This is a genomic window from Massilia luteola (assembly GCF_034420155.1).
GTDB lineage: Bacteria > Pseudomonadota > Gammaproteobacteria > Burkholderiales > Burkholderiaceae_D > Telluria > Telluria luteola.
Map to the genome: position 1 here is coordinate 96,202 of NZ_JAXOFN010000007.1, position 15,559 is coordinate 111,760.

Below are 15,559 nucleotides of genomic sequence, written 5' to 3' on the forward strand. Positions count from 1 at the left end.
AGGAGCCGTCCCATGTCCCTGCGCGAACGCCTGTCCGTGACGGACGAGGAGCGCCAATCCCAGCCGGTACCGGCAGCGGCGCAACAAGCCTATCAGGAGTTGAAGAAGACGATGCACCAGATGATCCTCGACCGGATCGACCTGGAGCGCCTGAAACGCCTGACGAGCGAACAGTTCAAACACGAGCTGGCACTGCTGGTCCAGCGCATCATCGAAGAAGAGCGGATCGTGCTGAACCAGCAGGAGCGCCATCACCTGGTGCTCGACATCCAGCACGAAATGCTCGGCTTCGGCCCGCTCGAGCCGCTGTTGAACGATCCGACCATCTCGGACATCCTGGTCAACACCTACGACAAGATCTACGTCGAACGGCGCGGCCGCCTGGAACTGACCGACGTCAGCTTCCACGACAACGCGCACCTCATGAAGATCATCGAGAAGATCGTCTCGCGCGTCGGCCGCCGCGTGGACGAGTCGAGCCCGATGGTCGACGCGCGCCTGCCGGACGGTTCGCGCGTCAACGCGATCATCCCACCGCTCGCGGTCGACGGACCGCTGGTGTCGATCCGGCGCTTCGGCGCGACGCCGCTCACGGTGCAGAACCTGCTCGACTACAAAAGCGTCACGCCGCCGATGATCAAGGTGCTCGAGAGCCTCGGTCTCGCCAAGGTGAACATCCTGATCTCGGGCGGCACCGGCAGCGGCAAGACGACGATGCTGAACCTGATCTCCGGCTTCATCCCCGGCAACGAGCGCATCGTGACGATCGAGGACGCGGCTGAACTGCAGCTGCGCCAGCCGCACGTCGTGCGCCTCGAGACGCGCCCGCCGAACATCGAAGGCAAGGGCGAAGTGACGCAGCGCGCGCTCGTGCGCAACTCGCTGCGCATGCGCCCGGACCGCATCATCCTGGGCGAGGTGCGCGGACCGGAAGCGCTGGACATGCTGCAGGCCATGAACACGGGTCACGAAGGTTCGCTCGCGACCATCCACGCGAACACGCCGCGCGACGCGCTCGCGCGCCTGGAGAACATGGTCGGCATGGCCGGCGTAAGCCTGACGCCGCGCGCCATCCGCCAGCAGATCGCCGCCGCGATCACCGTCGTCCTGCAGGCGTCGCGCCTGGCCGACGGCACGCGCAAGGTCGTCAGCATGCAGGAGATCACGGGCATGGAAGGCGAGATCATATCGATGCAGGAAATCTTCCGCTTCGAGCAGACCGGGATCGACGCCGACGGCAAGGTGCAGGGACATTTCTGCGCCACCGGCGTGCGGCCGCGCTTCTCCGACCGCCTGCGGATGTTCGGCACGGCGGTACCCGAGGACACGTTCGATCCCGACCGCGTGTTCACCTGAACCGCACAGCCGCGGAGCTTCGCATGGACATCCTGTTCTACGGATTCATCGTCTTTCTGTTCGCCGCCGTCATCCTCGGCATCGAGGGCGCTTATCTATGGTGGGTGGGCACGCACGGCGCCAGCGCCCAACGGATCGCGCGCCGGCTGCAGCTGATGTCGGGGAACCAGGGCCGGAATGCCGAACGCATCTCGATCCTCAAGCTGCGCCGCTTCGGCCGGCACGAACTGACCGACCGGTTGCTGCAGCGCTGGCGCTTCGCGCACCGCATCGACCGGCTGCTCGTGCAGTCCGGGATGGCGTGGTCGGTCGAGCGCTTCCTGCTGTGCTCCGGCGCGGTCTTGCTGGTGGCCGTGTATGCCGTGATGCAGTGGCCGATGCCGCTGCCGGTGCGCGTCGGGATCGTCGTGCTGTGTGCCCACGTGCCGTTGCTGCTGGTGCGGCGCGCGCGCGTGCGCCGCCTCGTGCACATCGAGGAGCAGCTGCCCGACGCGGCCGACTTCATCGCGCGCGCGCTGCGCGCCGGCCACTCGTTTTCGAACGTGCTGCAAATCGTCGGCAACGAACTGCCGGAACCGCTCAGCGGCGAATTCCGCATCGCGCGCGAGGAAATCAATTATGGCGTGCCGCTGGGCGAAGCGCTGCACAACATGGCGTCGCGCGTTCCGCTGACCGACCTGCGCTACCTCGTGATCGCGATCCTGATCCAGCGCGAGACCGGCGGCAACCTGGCCGAGATCCTCGGCAACATCGGCCACATCATCCGCGGCCGGCTGCGGCTGGCGGCGCAGGTTCGCGTGCTGTCGGCCGAAGGACGCATGTCGGCCTGGATCCTCGGCCTGCTGCCGTTCGCCGTGGGCACGATGCTGGTGCTGGTGAACCCCACTTACGTCATGGTTCTGTGGACCGATCCGTTCGGCGTCAAGCTGCTCTGGACCGCGCTGGTGATGATCATCATCGGCGTGATCTGGCTGAAGAAGGTGATCCGCATCCGCATCTGAGGAGACGTCGATGTCTAGCGCACAGCTGCTGTTCCTGTTGATCGTCTTTGCGATCGTCTGCTGCCTCGCGTGGATCGCGGCGGTGCTGTTCGCGCCCCCCGCGCTGCGCGCCCGGCTGGCGAGCTTCATGGGCCGCAGGGACGATGGTCCGGTGGAGCGCAACGGGTGGGTCGAACGCGTCGCGCGCGCCGCCAAGCCGCTGACCAGGCTGTCGGTGCCGGACGAGGGCTGGGAAAAGTCGGCGCTGCGTACCCGTTTCATGAACGCCGGCTGGCGCAATCCGGCGGCGCCGACGCTGTACTTCGCCTCCAAAACATCTCTGGCGCTGGGCCTGCCCGCGCTCGTCGGCCTCGTGCTGGCCTTCGTGCCCGCCACCATCGCCGGTTTCGGGACGGTGTTCTTGCTGCTGTTCGCGGCGACGTGCGGCTACTATTGTCCGAACGTGATTCTCGAGCGCGTGATCAGGCGCCGCAAGCGCGACATCTTCGAAAACATTCCGGATGCGCTCGACCTGCTCACGGTATGCGTGGAGGCCGGCCTGAGCCTCGAGCGCGCGCTGGTCAAGGTCGCCGCCGAGATCCACATCAAGAGCGTGACGCTGGGCCAGGAATTGCAGCTGGTGCTGATGGAGATGCGCGCCGGCTTCAGCAAGGAAAAGGCGCTGCGCAATTTCGCGCTGCGCATCGGGCTGGAAGACATCGATTCGCTCGTTGCGATGCTGATCCAGTCCGAGCGCTTCGGCACCAGCATCGGCGACGCCTTGCGCGTGTATTCGGAAACGCTGCGCTGCAAGCGCCGCATCGTGGCGGAAGAGGCTGCCGCCAAGATCGGCCTGAAACTGTTGTTCCCCCTGATCTTCTGCATCTTCCCGACCTTGTTGATGGTGTTGCTCGGCCCTGCCGGCATCCAGATCACCAAGCTCTTCGGAACTGCCCTGGGCAGTTCCAATTGATTCGACGGAGATTGTCATGCGCACGCGTATCCGGCTCTATACCATGCCTTTGTTGTGCAGCGGCGTGCTGCTGTTGGCCTGCAGCACGCCGTCGCCGCTGCCGGAAGTCGGCACGACCGTGTCGTCGACGGCGGACGACAGCTATCTGCGCGGCCGCAACCTGTACCTCGCGCGCCGCTACGACGAAGCGATCGCAGCCTACCAGGCCGCGCTGCGCATCGACGCCACGCACGTCAATGCGCGCAACGGGCTGGCGATCGCCTACGCCGAGCAGCGCGATTTCGCCCGCGCGATCCCGATCTGGCGCGAGCTGACCCGCAACGTCACCATGGCGTCCGGCCCGGCGTCCGGCTTCCTGTTTGCCAACCTGGGCTATGCCTATCTGCTCAGCGGTGATTTTGATGCGGCTCAGGTCGCACTGGAAAAAGCCTGCCTGCTCGATCCACTCAGCCAGCGCGCCTGGCAATACCTGGGCGAGACGCTGCTCAAGCTGGGCCAGGAAGCGCGCGGCCGGCAGATGCTGCGCCAGGCCGAGGCCTTGCGCGAACACGATTTCCGCGCCGACTATGCGACGGCGAACGGCGGCACGCGGCTGCCGGCCATCGAGCAGGCGATCAAGACCGACCAGCACCCCGACGACGAGGAATGGGCGTCCGTCGAAGTGATCCACAGGGATGACGGCCTGCTCGAGTTGCGGCGTATGCCGGCAAAGGCCGCGGCGCTGCGCGGCGAACCCGTCGACATCACGTCCTGGCAGCCGCTCGTGCCGGACGTGGTCGCCCGGCTGGAGATCACCAATGGCGACGGCCGCGAGGGCCTGGCACGCTTCGTGTCGCACCAGTTGCGCGATCCCGGGCTCAAGGTCGTGCGTTTGACCAATGAAAAAGGGTTCGGTGTGCGGCAGACGCGTGTCGAGTACCAGGCGGCCTTCCGGACGACGGCGGAACGCCTGGCCCGGCATGTCGGCAGCGGCGAACCGGTCGAGGTCGGCATGGCCGGGCATGCTGACGTGCGCCTCGTCATCGGTCACGACCTGCCGCTGCAACGCATCACCGCACGGTCGCCGTCGGGTCCGTTTGTGGCGCAGGCGGGCCGGACCGACGCACCCTGAGCGGCCAGTGTCGATTCCACAACAGTAGCGGGCGACAGGCTGTCCCGAAATTCGGAATAATGGCGACTTGACCATTCGGGAGAACCGCCATGAAGCTCACTCGTTTCCAGTCCGCTATTGCTCAGTCTGTGCTTGCGACGTCGCTGCTGGTCTCGCTCGCGGCCTGTGCCCCGACGCCGACCCGCGAAGGCACGGGCGAATACGTCGACGACTCCTTGATTACCAGCAAGGTGAAGGCTGCCTTTGCCGCCGATCCGATGGTCAAGGCAACCCAGGTCAACGTGGAAACATTCAAGGGGACGGTGCAGCTGAGCGGCTTTGTCGATTCACGCGAATCCGCCGCGAAGGCGGTCGAACTCGCGCGTAGCGTAAAAGGCGTGAAGTCCGTCAAGAACGACACCGTCATCCGCTGAGTGACGTTACGCCGCACCGGCATGCGGGACGTTGCGTGCCGTATGCGCACGCTTATTGCCAGCTGACTTTGCCGAAGCCGTTCGTCGTGGCATTGCGCGTGGCCGGCTTGCCGTAGACGGTGGCCGAACCCATGCCGCTCAGATTGACGTTGGCTGCCGTTTTCGCGTACACGCTGGCCCCGCCGAGACCGGTCATGTCCAGGTCGACCGTTTCGGCGCGCAGTTGTTGAGCGTCCAGGCCACCGACGCCGCCCAGTTGCGCGCGGAGTAATTTCGTCTGGCCGGCCACGGTGATATGTCCGGCACCGCCCAGGTGCAGTTCGATGCGCTCGGCCCGGCCGGGATTCAGCGTCAGACCGCCGACGCCGCCGAGGCGCGCGTCGACGTCGCGATATTGTCCCGTGAACCGCACGGCGCCGGCGCCGTCCAGCGCGAGTTTCAGCTTGTCGCCGCTGAAGCCGGAGACATCGCTCGAGCCGACGCCCTGCGACACGAATTCCTGCAGGTTCGGCACGGTCAGGTCGGCGCGCAACTCGTTCTTGCTGTTGCCGTCGAAACGGGTATTGTTTTCCATGTCGATCACGAGCGTATCGCCGCGCTGCGTGGTCGTCACCTTCGCCACGTACCGGCGGTCGCCGGACACCACGAGCGACGGCGTCGGTCCCTGGTGCAGGTTCAGGCGGATCACGCCGCCCAGGTGCACTTTTGACACGCTGGCATCGACATTACGGTTTTCGCGGACGAGGTCGTCGGCCACGGCGGCATGCGCGCCGATTGCCAGGGTGGTGGCGAGGATGGCGCTCTTGATCAGTTTGTTCATGTCGGGTCTCCGTTGGTTTGCTGTTGAAAGCACTATAGGCAATCGCGCTGGCTGGAACCCGGCGATTGCGACGGATGGCAGCATTGGCGGTACAGGCCGCGAAATCGCCGCATTTCCCCGCAAATCATCCGATCGCACTTGGATTCTCCCATCCCGCCGCCATGTTCTGTCGACAGCGAGGCGCATGCCGGACGATGAGAGCGCAATGATGAAAGACGAACACTACGATGTGCTGGACGTGAACGGCGGCCGTCCCGTCAAGATGTGGACGCGCGGCGTCCCGGTGGAAGAGGAAGCGAAACGCCAGCTGGCCAACACGGCGCGCATGCCGTTCATTTATAAACACATGGCGGCAATGCCCGACGTCCACCTGGGCAAGGGCTCGACGATCGGCAGCGTGATTCCCACGTTGGGTGCGGTGATCCCGGCCGCGGTCGGCGTCGATATCGGCTGCGGCATGATGGCGGCCAAGACGACCCTGAGCGCGAACGACCTGCCCGACAATCTGGGCCTGCTCCGCAGCGCCATCGAGCGCTCGGTGCCGCACGGGATCTCGCCCAGGACGCGCGGTGTCAAAGGACGCGACCAGGGATCGTGGGATACGCCGCCGCAAGCCGTCGACCAGGCCTGGATGGCGCTGAAGGACGAGTTCGACGTCATCTGCCAAAAGACGCCCAGGCTGAAGCACACGAACAATTACAAGCACCTGGGCACGCTGGGCAGCGGCAACCACTTCATCGAGATCTGCCTCGACGAACAGGGTTTCGTCTGGTTCATGCTGCACTCCGGCTCGCGCGGCGTCGGCAATGCGATCGGCACGCACTTCATCGAACTGGCCAAGCAGGACATGCGCACGCACCTCGCCAATTTACCGGACCAGGATCTGGCCTATCTCAAGGAAGGCACGCAACACTACGACGATTACGTCGAGGCCGTCGGCTGGGCCCAGAAATTCGCACGGGTGAACCGCGAAGTGATGATGCAAAACCTGATCGCGGCCGTGCGCACGGTCATCAAAAAACCGTTCGAAACGCATGTGGAAGCCGTGAACTGCCATCACAACTACGTGCAGAAGGAACACCACTTCGGCAGGGACGTGCTGGTCACGCGCAAAGGCGCCGTGTCGGCGCGCGAGGGCGAACTGGGCATCATTCCGGGGTCGATGGGGGCGAAGAGCTACATCGTGCGCGGCAAGGGCAATCCGGAGAGCTTCCACAGCTGCAGCCACGGCGCCGGCCGCACGATGAGCCGCACCGAGGCCAAGCGCCGCTACTCGGTCGAGGACCAGGTGCGCGCCACCGAGGGCGTCGAATGCCGCAAGGATGCCGCCGTCATCGACGAGATCCCGATGGCCTACAAGGACATCGACGCGGTGATGCGGGCGCAGAGCGACCTCGTCGAAGTCGTGCACACCCTGAAGCAGATCGTCTGTGTGAAAGGGTGAGGGAGCGGGGATGATCGAACTGGACGGCGCGGCCGGCGAGGGCGGCGACTACGCCTTCGCCATCGGCACGGCCGGCAGTTGTACATTGGTCAAGATGATGGTCGCGCTCGCGGGCTGTGGCGGCTTCACGCTGGACGAGGTGTCGATGCGTGCGCGCACCAATGCACAGGTGATCGAGACCTCCTCTCCGTACGTTTCGGTGTCGAACGGCACGATGGTGTGGATCGCTGCACGGTGACGTTGCGCTGATGCCGTATTTATTTCTTCTCAAACAATTATATTGGTCCAGGTAATTTGCAGATATGCACATTAGCGTCGAATAATTTTACATTTATATTGCATAGGCGAAATTCTCTATATAAATCAAATGCATTTTGTTACTGGCATAGGTTTTGCTTTTATCGGCCTCGGGTACTTTTGATAAACGTTTCAGATTAACCAGGAACCGAGAATGAAATTCAAAACCACTGCCGCCATGCTGGCACTGGCTGTTTTTGCAACGGGCGCACAAGCGACCGACCTGTCGTTTACGGGTCACTTCAATCATGACAATGACGTGCAAAGCTTCATCTTCACGGTGAGCGGCGCGTCGACGGTGAGGTTGCGCAGCTGGTCGTATGCCGGCGGCGTCAATGCCCATGGCGACACGATCGCGCGTGGCGGCTTCGATCCGATCCTGGCGTTGTTCGACTCGACGGGCGCCAAGCTGGACGAGCAGGACGACGCCCACTGCCCGGACGTCGCGAGTGATGCGGTGACGGGGCGCTGCTATGACGTCAACTACACGAACGCTCTGGCGGCAGGCACGTATACGGTAACGATCCAGCAATTCGACAACTTCGCCCACGGCGCCAACCTGTCCGACGGCTTCGATTTCGACGGCGTGGCCAACCAGAACTTCCGCAACGGCTTCGTGGATGCGGCCAGCGACAAACGCGATGCGCACTGGGCATTCGATATTCTGAACGTCGACACGGCGGTCGTGACGCCGCCGGCGGATGTGCCGGAGCCTGCGTCGCTGATGCTGCTGGGCATTGGCGCGCTGGCGGTGGCGGGGCGTCGCAAGCGTCCGTAAACAGAGCTGAGTAGATAAAACAAAAGGGTTACGAGCGTGGGCTCGTAACCCTTTGTTCTTGCTGCATATTCTTGGTGCCGGCTGCAGGACTCGAACCCGCCACCTGATGATCATAAATCAACTACAAACTCCCGTAATCAACAGGATTTTTAAATAAAATCAAAAGCTTAGCTTACCCGGCTGTACCGCATCTTACCACGCCTTACCGCTGTCAGTGCAGCCGATTTGCAGCAAGGGGCCTCAGCGAACTTGATGAAGTCAAGTCTACCCAAACCGCTGCGGCTGCTACGATAGTCGAAGCTGAAACTTGAGTAGCGGTAAAAATAGGGCTACTGGTCTTCAGCTTGTCGGGCGCTGCGGCAGAGCCTTGCTAACCGCAAACGGCAAGGCCGTCGGCAGCTGCCCGCGCTACTTTGCTTCAGTTATGGGTTTCTTCCGGACCACTTCGCGGTACAGACGGCCCGACACGAGTCACATAAGTACGGCCACGGCGTCCCTAACAAAATCCATTTTGCGTCACCGCGAGGGCATTGCCCTGGATGCCCAGACACAAGATTTTCCGCAGGATTCCATACTCAATCAAATGATAAAATTAACTTATTTATAATTATTTTTGGGAGGCCTCCTTGAAACCGCTCATAGTCATCGGGGACAAAACGAGCCATGGCGGCACCGTCATCACATGTTCGCCGTTTTCCAATACACACGGTAAAGGGTGGGCCCGGGTCGGCGACATGGTGTCCTGCCCCCGTTGTCGCGGCGTCTTTCCTATTGCCGAGGGGGACCAGAGCTTGGTCGACGACGGAAAGGCCGTCGCGTACGCCGGCTGCAAAACTGCCTGCGGCGCCACACTCATCGCCAGCCAGATGTTTTCGTTCACCGAGCCCTCGAGTGGGGCAGGGCAGGGCGCTATTCCCGCCACAGTGAACGATTCGTTGATGCATGGATTTGGTCATGTTGGCGCGGGATTCGCCAGCGCGTACGAAGAGGAGTCGGCCGTAGCGAGTGGCGCGCAGTTCCGCGGTCGGTTCCAACTGGTCGACGCAACCACAGGCGAACCGGTTCGCGACCAGGCCGTACGCGTGCGCTCCACGGGAGGCCACTATCTCACCGGCCGCACGGACGGAAATGGCTTCACGACATGGGTGGAGCGCGATGCGCGCGAAGCGTTGGCGTTCGACCTTATCGAGGACGGTAAGGCATGACTGGACCAGCGAACACTCCACCAGACGGAAAACCGCCGCTGGCCACCGGCGATATGTCTCCGGAAGGCTCGACCACTGTCGTGCCCATCAACAAGCCGAAGCTCGACTACTCCGACAAGAAAGTCCTGTGCTCCGCGATGTGCCAGTGTCAGACTCAGCCGAACATTGGCGTGGACGGGCGCCGGCTCAAGCAGGAGTGTGTTTCAGGCCGGCTCAAGGCACTCGATGCGACGCTCCAGCACACGAGTCCGTACAAGGCCGAGTTCACCTATGACATGACGAAGCGCCCGCCAGAGCCCTTCCTCGACAAGGAAGTCGACACGAAGGCGCGCACGCTCTGGCCCGGCTGGACGAATACGCTCTGGCCGAAGGACCCGTCCCGGCCGCCGTACAAAGCCGGCCGCGGCTATACGCGCCGGCCGGATGTGGTCATCGTCAAGGACCCGATGAAGCCGCCCACCCAGGACAACATCAAGCAGGTGGTCGAGATGAAGTTCCCGGACGACGAATACCGCCCGCGCCAGCGCGAGGACTACATCGTCATCGCTGGCGACGAATCGAAGATGGTGCCTCTTGAACTCAAGGACTGCGACTGCAACCAGCGCGAGCCCGATAAGTCCAAGGTACCGGTTGAGCAGTTGGGCCCGGCCGCCGCGATTCTTGGCATAATCTACATGGTAGTGACGAAGCGGCCGCCACCAGTGCCCGCGTATTAAGGACAGGACATGACGGAATTACCCTTCGACCCGCTCGAGCTGATGCGTACCAACCCCGAGGCCATGAACGTGCCCGGCGGCGTGCTCACCAAGCAAGGGCCGCAGAAGTACGTTGGCTGCGTGCCGGCTATCGCGGGCACGCTTTTCTTCGTGGATGCACACCTGCCGGACGTGCGCGCCGCCATCGTCGAGTGCTTTGACGACTACCAGACGACCGCGAATCCCCAACTGACTTGGCTTTTCCGTGAGGAACCGCCAGAGGGGCCAAGCAAGATGGCTATCGACAAGGCGAAGCCGCTCAAGACGATGCTGGACAAGATGGATGCGAACGACGCAGTGAGCTTCCATTACACCAGCGGCAAGCTAGCGCACGACGCCGGCCCATGGGAGTTTCACGTAGTCGGCCTGCCGGCCTGGCGTGCGAACATGGGCGGCTGGGGACTTTGCGCCATGCGGTTCAGCGTTCCGTTGTTGTTCGTCGAAGAGTACCCGGACACGTTCCGGGACCTGTTCATCAACTGTGCACGGCGCCTGTGCGTGGCGCATGGCTACGCGGGGCATAGCTTGGTGTTGTCCGCCCTGCGCTATGACGAGAACCAAGCGTTCGAGACGTTCTTGGCGACCAAGCTGCGGGGCTTCGACGCCGGCAATCTGGTCGCCGGCGCCGCCACCGCGCACCTGGGTATCAAGACCGTGAGCTGGCTCACGGCCATCGACAGCGCGTACCTGGAGAAAATCGGTGGTGAGCCAGCGGTTCGGTCGGAGTTGCCGATGGACTGGTTCGGTCTCTTCGACTACAGCGGAGGGCTCGTCATCCAAGCCGGCCCGCGGCCGGAGCCCGCGCCCGACGATGAAGACCTTCCGGCACGACTGGTGCTTCCCGATATGCTTCTGCAGCCCGTGCGTGCGCTCGCCGTTCGATTGCACTATGCTTCGTCCGAGAGTGAGCCGCGGCTGATAGGCCTGGCGGCCGAGAAGTGGCTGAGACGTTTCGACGTAGCGCCCGAGCAGCTGATGGCCTATAAGGCAAAGCTGCTGAAGGAACCCAAGATTCCTGCATTGCCAGCGCCACCCCCGCCCGAGGACAGCCCGTCGATTTGACCGTCGTGTCTGCGCACGAACAAAAGGGAGGCAGCGCCTCCTTTTCCTTATCGCCGATTGCTGCCACACGTGCTATGTTGCTACGTCAGTTTCGCACCCTCTATATCGCTCTCTTAGATCGACTGAGAACGTAGGACAGAGAATGGTCGGACTGACGGTGTTTGGTGCGCTCGTTAGTTCCAGCATCTGCCCTGCACAAATACGGAACACTCCTCTATACGTCTTAGAGTGTCGCGTTCATCAGTTGAATCTACCGTCGATAGCGGACCGCCGGAGTGGCTTTGTTAAGTCAAGCTTGCACAGTTCCGCCTACGCACGGGTTACACAGCGGTTACACGAGACTCAGAAAACAAAAAGCCCAACCATAAAGGCTGGGCTAAGTGCTTGATTCTTTGGTGCCGGCTGCAGGACTCGAACCCGCCACCTGATAATTACAAATTAGCAAAGAAAACAGTATGTCTTTGATTATTAATGGAATTGTACCGTAATTTAGCGAACTTAAAAGTATTTTAGAATCAGTAATTTACCGTAATTTTGCGAAATCGGCAAGAACTGATCGATGTGCCGTTTATGTACCGCTAACCGATCATCGCACTACTCTAGCAGCTGTCCACCCTTTCAGACCTTGTTCCTATTGCATCTCTCCTGCAGCTAGCTTGCGGAATTCTTGTGCGATCCTTGTGAGTTCGTTGCAACGTTCTTGCGAACAAGATATAATGGTCTTGCGTTGTCCTTACATGGGCGAGACCAATCAGAGAGCCATCAAAGTGCAGATCCAAGATCTTAACTATTTAGAGAACGCCTTCTCGGCGTTTATCGAGTCATCTATCCACCGTGTCGCTCATTCAGGAGACATGGTTTATTCCTATCGCATTACAGCGGGCGAGGTGAAAGCAGGAACCGGCCGTCAACGGTTGCATGATTCTGTTATCGGCGAGTACACACAATTTTTTGCAAATCATAATGTAGCGGCCCAGTACGACGGGAATTTCAATTCCTTCAATGTTGTAGTCGATCTAAACCGTTGTGTCTTGCGGCCTGATCAGGCGAAATTTTTGGCTGCCGCAATGGAAACGTTTCGCGCAGAAAATACCTGATGGTTTAAAAGCAATTTCGGTATTTAAAGTCAGCCATTGACGGGAGCCCACGAACAAATTGATGGGAAAACGTTTGAGCCGTTTCATCACTATTTTTGGATGTTAGAAAATGTTTTATTCTCGTAGACTTAATAGGGAAACTGGCCGTGTAGAGGTATGGGAATGCGAATGGTCCAATCTCGGCACTGGCATGGCCCGGAAAGAATTCATCCGTAAATTCGGCGATGAAGAAAATGTTCAGTTTGAGCATGACGAGTATTCCGCTGCCTCAGCTGTGTGTTGGGCTCCAGGAAGAACAATCGGGAACATTGCAGTTAGTTCCGAGGAAGTATTCGGTCATTTTGAAGGAAATTCCGGTACTGACGCCATCCTGCCCTGCCATATCGTTCCTTGCGGAAAATTCAGGAATGGCGCTGCCCGTTGGTATTGTAAAACGCACCAGATGCATTGGGGAACCAACGCTGATATAGCGGCGCTGCCGGAATCTGGCGAGGTGAGGTGTAGTAACCACGCAATGCAGATGAGCTACGTGGTGAATCCTCTTGAAGTGAGCTTCAATGATTACGAAGAAATTGGGATTTGGTGTTCGTTGCCACCGGCCTTATCCAGTCGCCCAATTTTAAAAAGAGCTCCGAAAATACATGTTCATAAAAGGTTTTCGGGAAGTGAAAGAAAAACTCTCGACCGCGACTTTGATGCCATCGTATGCTCTTATAACCAAGCGGCGGGGTTATTCGACAGTACGGAGATTACTCAAATTCAGGTTACTCCCCCTGCTGCGTTCGAGTTTGTTCGATCCTTGGAGCAGGAAAACCTAATGCATTGTGTAACCTGTAAAAAGTGCAAATATCCGCATCTTGATCTTGGTAGCTTCGCCAGGATACCTCATGCAAAGCATTTTTGCGGAAATTGCGGAAACGATAGTGTTTGGAGTGAAGAGAAAATCGTATCAACTCCTCTAAAGCCACTGCACGATCAGTTTAATAACAGCAACACTTACATTAAGCCTGATACTCAGCTAAATCTTGACGATTATCCTAATCATCATTTCGATATTTGGTCGTCAACGCCGGCTGTATTGTGGACTGCCGATAGGCCACAAGCCCTCGGTATTCATGTTCACATCTATGAAGGGGAAGGGGTTCGTCGTGTCGTCGATGAAACGTTCGGCGAGGTGATTTACAAAGGAAAAAAGCTCGACCGGAAAATACTCTGGGGCAATATGACGGCTAATACCATATATTGAATATGGGCCGGCTGATGGAACTTTAGCTGCAAAACTTAGCGCGGTGTTTTGCCGCGCTAAGCAGCTTGGAACTGGACCGTGACTCGGGAAACAGAATGAACGGAAACATTCTCTATTTTTCCTTTTGATGGATCAAATAAAGCTAGGTTTACGCCTCCATCAACCGAGCTTCGATACATAACTCCGTCAAAGCCGCATTTCTTCGCAAATTCACAAAGATATTGGCTTGGGATATAGTCGTAGGCTGCCGATTTCGGAAGAATTGGACGTGTCAGTTCTTCGCCCAGTCGTTCCAAGAATTGAACGTCTTCACACATTTTCGCAACAGCTTGACTATCCGGTAAAATAAATGGGGAAACGGTTTTTCTTGGATGTCGAAGGTCTGCGATTTTAAGCCCGGGAGCCAAGGTAACTTCTGCAACCGAAATAAAATCTCCTCCGTGAGGTCTGACTTCAGAAATTGCAGTGTTCGGACTAGAGGCGATGTAAAGATAAGGTATTCCTGCAGGATTTGCGCGCCCATGAGATGCCAGTTTCGGTGGTGGTGCCCCCATCTCTGCCGTTCCAAATGCTACTTCAGAGGCCTGAATTCTTGCCCGATACCATCGCTCAGGGACATCGGCCTGATCAATAAGAAGATACGGCAACAACTCACGCAGAACTTCAAGGTCTACGCTTGTGTTTGGGAAAAAGCGATTCGAGTGCATCAGCTCGACGCGGAGATTTTGCCAGTCTGTTAGACCCTCCGCCTTTCTGTCTTCTACGGCCTTGAATTTAGCGCGTACGATTTCGCCATCATCTAAGATGTCGCTCAGGAGTTCCTTTGCATGAGCTGAATCTAGGCGCTCGAAGAGCATCCAATCCGCCTTTAAAAATTCTATAAGTGTCTTTCCGGCAGGATCTCGTTTGTACGCTCCGACAATTAGCTCAAACTGTTCGCGCAACTCAATGGGATCAACTAACGGTTGAGCGGAAGCACCGCAATAAGAGCAGGCTCCGGTGGCATGAGATAACGTAGGTATTAACTCTCGTCGTAGGTGCCGGTCATCGAAGCATTCGGGGCAGCAATAACGCGATGCGGTCATGCTTTTTCTTGGAAAAATGCTGCGAGAGTTTCAATGTGATGGTTCATTGAAAGCTTCTTGGCGTATCCTAAACCAGGAAAGTGTCCATTAGCACGTAAGTCTAAGAACTCTTCCACAGCTCGTGTACGACGGATATTTGTGTGCTGTGAATTAACTTCGACAGAAAGCTTCTCAAGTGCTTCAGCGAACTTACCCGCTGGGTCAGCTGGAGTATCGTAGCGAATCGACTTAAAGTGATGAATAAACATCTCGTCGTCTTTTGACGGATCGATGCACGTCAAGTGTATCGCGACGGAGTAAGCTGGGCCCCCTGTTTCGCTATAATCGTCGCCCACAATTAAGAAGTCGCCAAATCCCGTCATGCCTTCTTCTTCGAAAGTCACGTGCAGATCGGAAAAGCGTTCATATTCTGGGTGTTTCCGGTTGGCTCGCTTTTCGAATCCGTCTCGAATGAGAACGCGTTGTTCGCCTTTGAAATGCCTTCTGTATAAACGATTATCGCCAACAAAAACATGACGGACCTGCAGTTCCAATCGTTCTAGCTGATCTGCCAACGCTCGGGCTTCAGTGAAGCCGCTGTGAATAAGGGTGATAGGGCGGTCGGCATAATTGTTACAAAAAGCTATGATGTCGGCCACCTCCATGCCTTCTCTTAAGAGGATGCCGGGGTGAATGTTTCGATGGCCGTTGAGCTCATTTTGCATAAACGCTGCTAAGGCTGCAGGGTCGTCGGTATGCTCCCCATTGGCGGGATTGATTATGAGAACAAGCTCCCCGCCGGCCAAGTTTACTGCCTCAATTGCCCGCTTAAGGCCATTTAACCCTTCTTTAACGGGTTCGACAATCGGTGTAAAGCCAGCATTGGCCATCAGGCCAGCGCACTCGCGGATAGTTAGCAGATCAAATTGTTTACCACGGAAGTATGGGTAATACATTC

16 protein-coding genes are annotated in these 15,559 nt (G+C 58.8%); 13 read left to right on the plus strand and 3 right to left on the minus strand.

The window, feature by feature from the left end; translation table 11 throughout:
• The first annotated feature begins 12 nt into the window (after nt 1-12).
• From U9J41_RS10415 to U9J41_RS10435, 5 genes are all read left to right on the plus strand, one after another.
• Nucleotides 13-1,356, plus strand: a complete 1,344-nt coding sequence (locus U9J41_RS10415) for a TadA family conjugal transfer-associated ATPase (protein ID WP_322402122.1) — start codon at nt 13-15, stop codon at nt 1,354-1,356.
• 23 nt (nt 1,357-1,379) lie between these two features.
• Nucleotides 1,380-2,357, plus strand: a complete 978-nt coding sequence (locus U9J41_RS10420; RefSeq protein WP_322402123.1) for a type II secretion system F family protein — start codon at nt 1,380-1,382, stop codon at nt 2,355-2,357.
• Nucleotides 2,358-2,367: 10 nt separating this feature from the next.
• The gene (locus U9J41_RS10425; RefSeq protein WP_322402124.1) at nt 2,368-3,309 is read left to right on the plus strand and encodes a type II secretion system F family protein; all 942 of its coding nucleotides are present in this window, start codon (nt 2,368-2,370) and stop codon (nt 3,307-3,309) included.
• Nucleotides 3,310-3,325: 16 nt separating this feature from the next.
• Nucleotides 3,326-4,420, plus strand: coding sequence for a LytR C-terminal domain-containing protein (locus U9J41_RS10430; protein WP_322402125.1), 1,095 nt, complete (start codon nt 3,326-3,328; stop codon nt 4,418-4,420).
• A gap of 89 nt (nt 4,421-4,509) precedes the next feature.
• Complete coding sequence (locus U9J41_RS10435) at nt 4,510-4,833, plus strand: BON domain-containing protein (protein WP_056444944.1); 324 nt, start codon at nt 4,510-4,512, stop codon at nt 4,831-4,833.
• Nucleotides 4,834-4,885: 52 nt separating this feature from the next.
• Here the strand turns inward: U9J41_RS10435 and U9J41_RS10440 are convergent, their stop codons facing one another.
• Nucleotides 4,886-5,653, minus strand: coding sequence for a GIN domain-containing protein (locus U9J41_RS10440; protein WP_322402126.1), 768 nt, complete (start codon nt 5,651-5,653; stop codon nt 4,886-4,888).
• A 208-nt stretch (nt 5,654-5,861) separates the two neighbouring features.
• On the opposite strand from U9J41_RS10440, the gene U9J41_RS10445 reads away from it, so the two are divergent.
• From U9J41_RS10445 to U9J41_RS10480, 8 genes are all read left to right on the plus strand, one after another.
• Nucleotides 5,862-7,097: an RtcB family protein gene (locus tag U9J41_RS10445; protein ID WP_322402229.1), complete on the plus strand. Its 1,236-nt coding sequence runs from the start codon at nt 5,862-5,864 to the stop codon at nt 7,095-7,097.
• 10 nt (nt 7,098-7,107) lie between these two features.
• A complete protein-coding gene (locus tag U9J41_RS10450) occupies nt 7,108-7,335 on the plus strand; it encodes a hypothetical protein (protein ID WP_322402127.1) in 228 nt (75 codons plus the stop codon).
• A gap of 213 nt (nt 7,336-7,548) precedes the next feature.
• Nucleotides 7,549-8,172: a DVUA0089 family protein gene (locus U9J41_RS10455; RefSeq protein WP_322402128.1), complete on the plus strand. Its 624-nt coding sequence runs from the start codon at nt 7,549-7,551 to the stop codon at nt 8,170-8,172.
• A 626-nt stretch (nt 8,173-8,798) separates the two neighbouring features.
• Nucleotides 8,799-9,377, plus strand: a complete 579-nt coding sequence (locus tag U9J41_RS10460; protein WP_322402129.1) for a PAAR domain-containing protein — start codon at nt 8,799-8,801, stop codon at nt 9,375-9,377.
• Nucleotides 9,374-10,093 (plus strand): VRR-NUC domain-containing protein, encoded by a 720-nt coding sequence (locus U9J41_RS10465; protein ID WP_322402130.1) that lies wholly within the window; start codon nt 9,374-9,376, stop codon nt 10,091-10,093. The genes U9J41_RS10460 and U9J41_RS10465 overlap by 4 nt, the downstream gene beginning before the upstream one ends.
• A 9-nt stretch (nt 10,094-10,102) precedes the next feature.
• Nucleotides 10,103-11,194, plus strand: coding sequence for a type VI immunity family protein (locus tag U9J41_RS10470; RefSeq protein WP_322402131.1), 1,092 nt, complete (start codon nt 10,103-10,105; stop codon nt 11,192-11,194).
• A 737-nt stretch (nt 11,195-11,931) separates the two neighbouring features.
• Nucleotides 11,932-12,291, plus strand: coding sequence for a hypothetical protein (locus U9J41_RS10475; protein WP_322402132.1), 360 nt, complete (start codon nt 11,932-11,934; stop codon nt 12,289-12,291).
• Nucleotides 12,292-12,481: 190 nt separating this feature from the next.
• Entirely contained in the window at nt 12,482-13,537 is a 1,056-nt protein-coding gene (locus tag U9J41_RS10480) for a hypothetical protein (protein WP_322402133.1), read from the plus strand.
• Nucleotides 13,538-13,593: 56 nt separating this feature from the next.
• On the opposite strand, the gene U9J41_RS10485 is transcribed toward U9J41_RS10480, so the two are convergent.
• Both U9J41_RS10485 and U9J41_RS10490 read right to left on the minus strand, forming a co-directional pair.
• A complete protein-coding gene (locus U9J41_RS10485) occupies nt 13,594-14,622 on the minus strand; it encodes an RES family NAD+ phosphorylase (protein ID WP_322402134.1) in 1,029 nt (342 codons plus the stop codon).
• Complete coding sequence (locus U9J41_RS10490; protein WP_322402135.1) at nt 14,619-15,557, minus strand: sce7725 family protein; 939 nt, start codon at nt 15,555-15,557, stop codon at nt 14,619-14,621. The genes U9J41_RS10485 and U9J41_RS10490 overlap by 4 nt, the downstream gene beginning before the upstream one ends.
• Nucleotides 15,558-15,559: the final 2 nt, after the last annotated feature.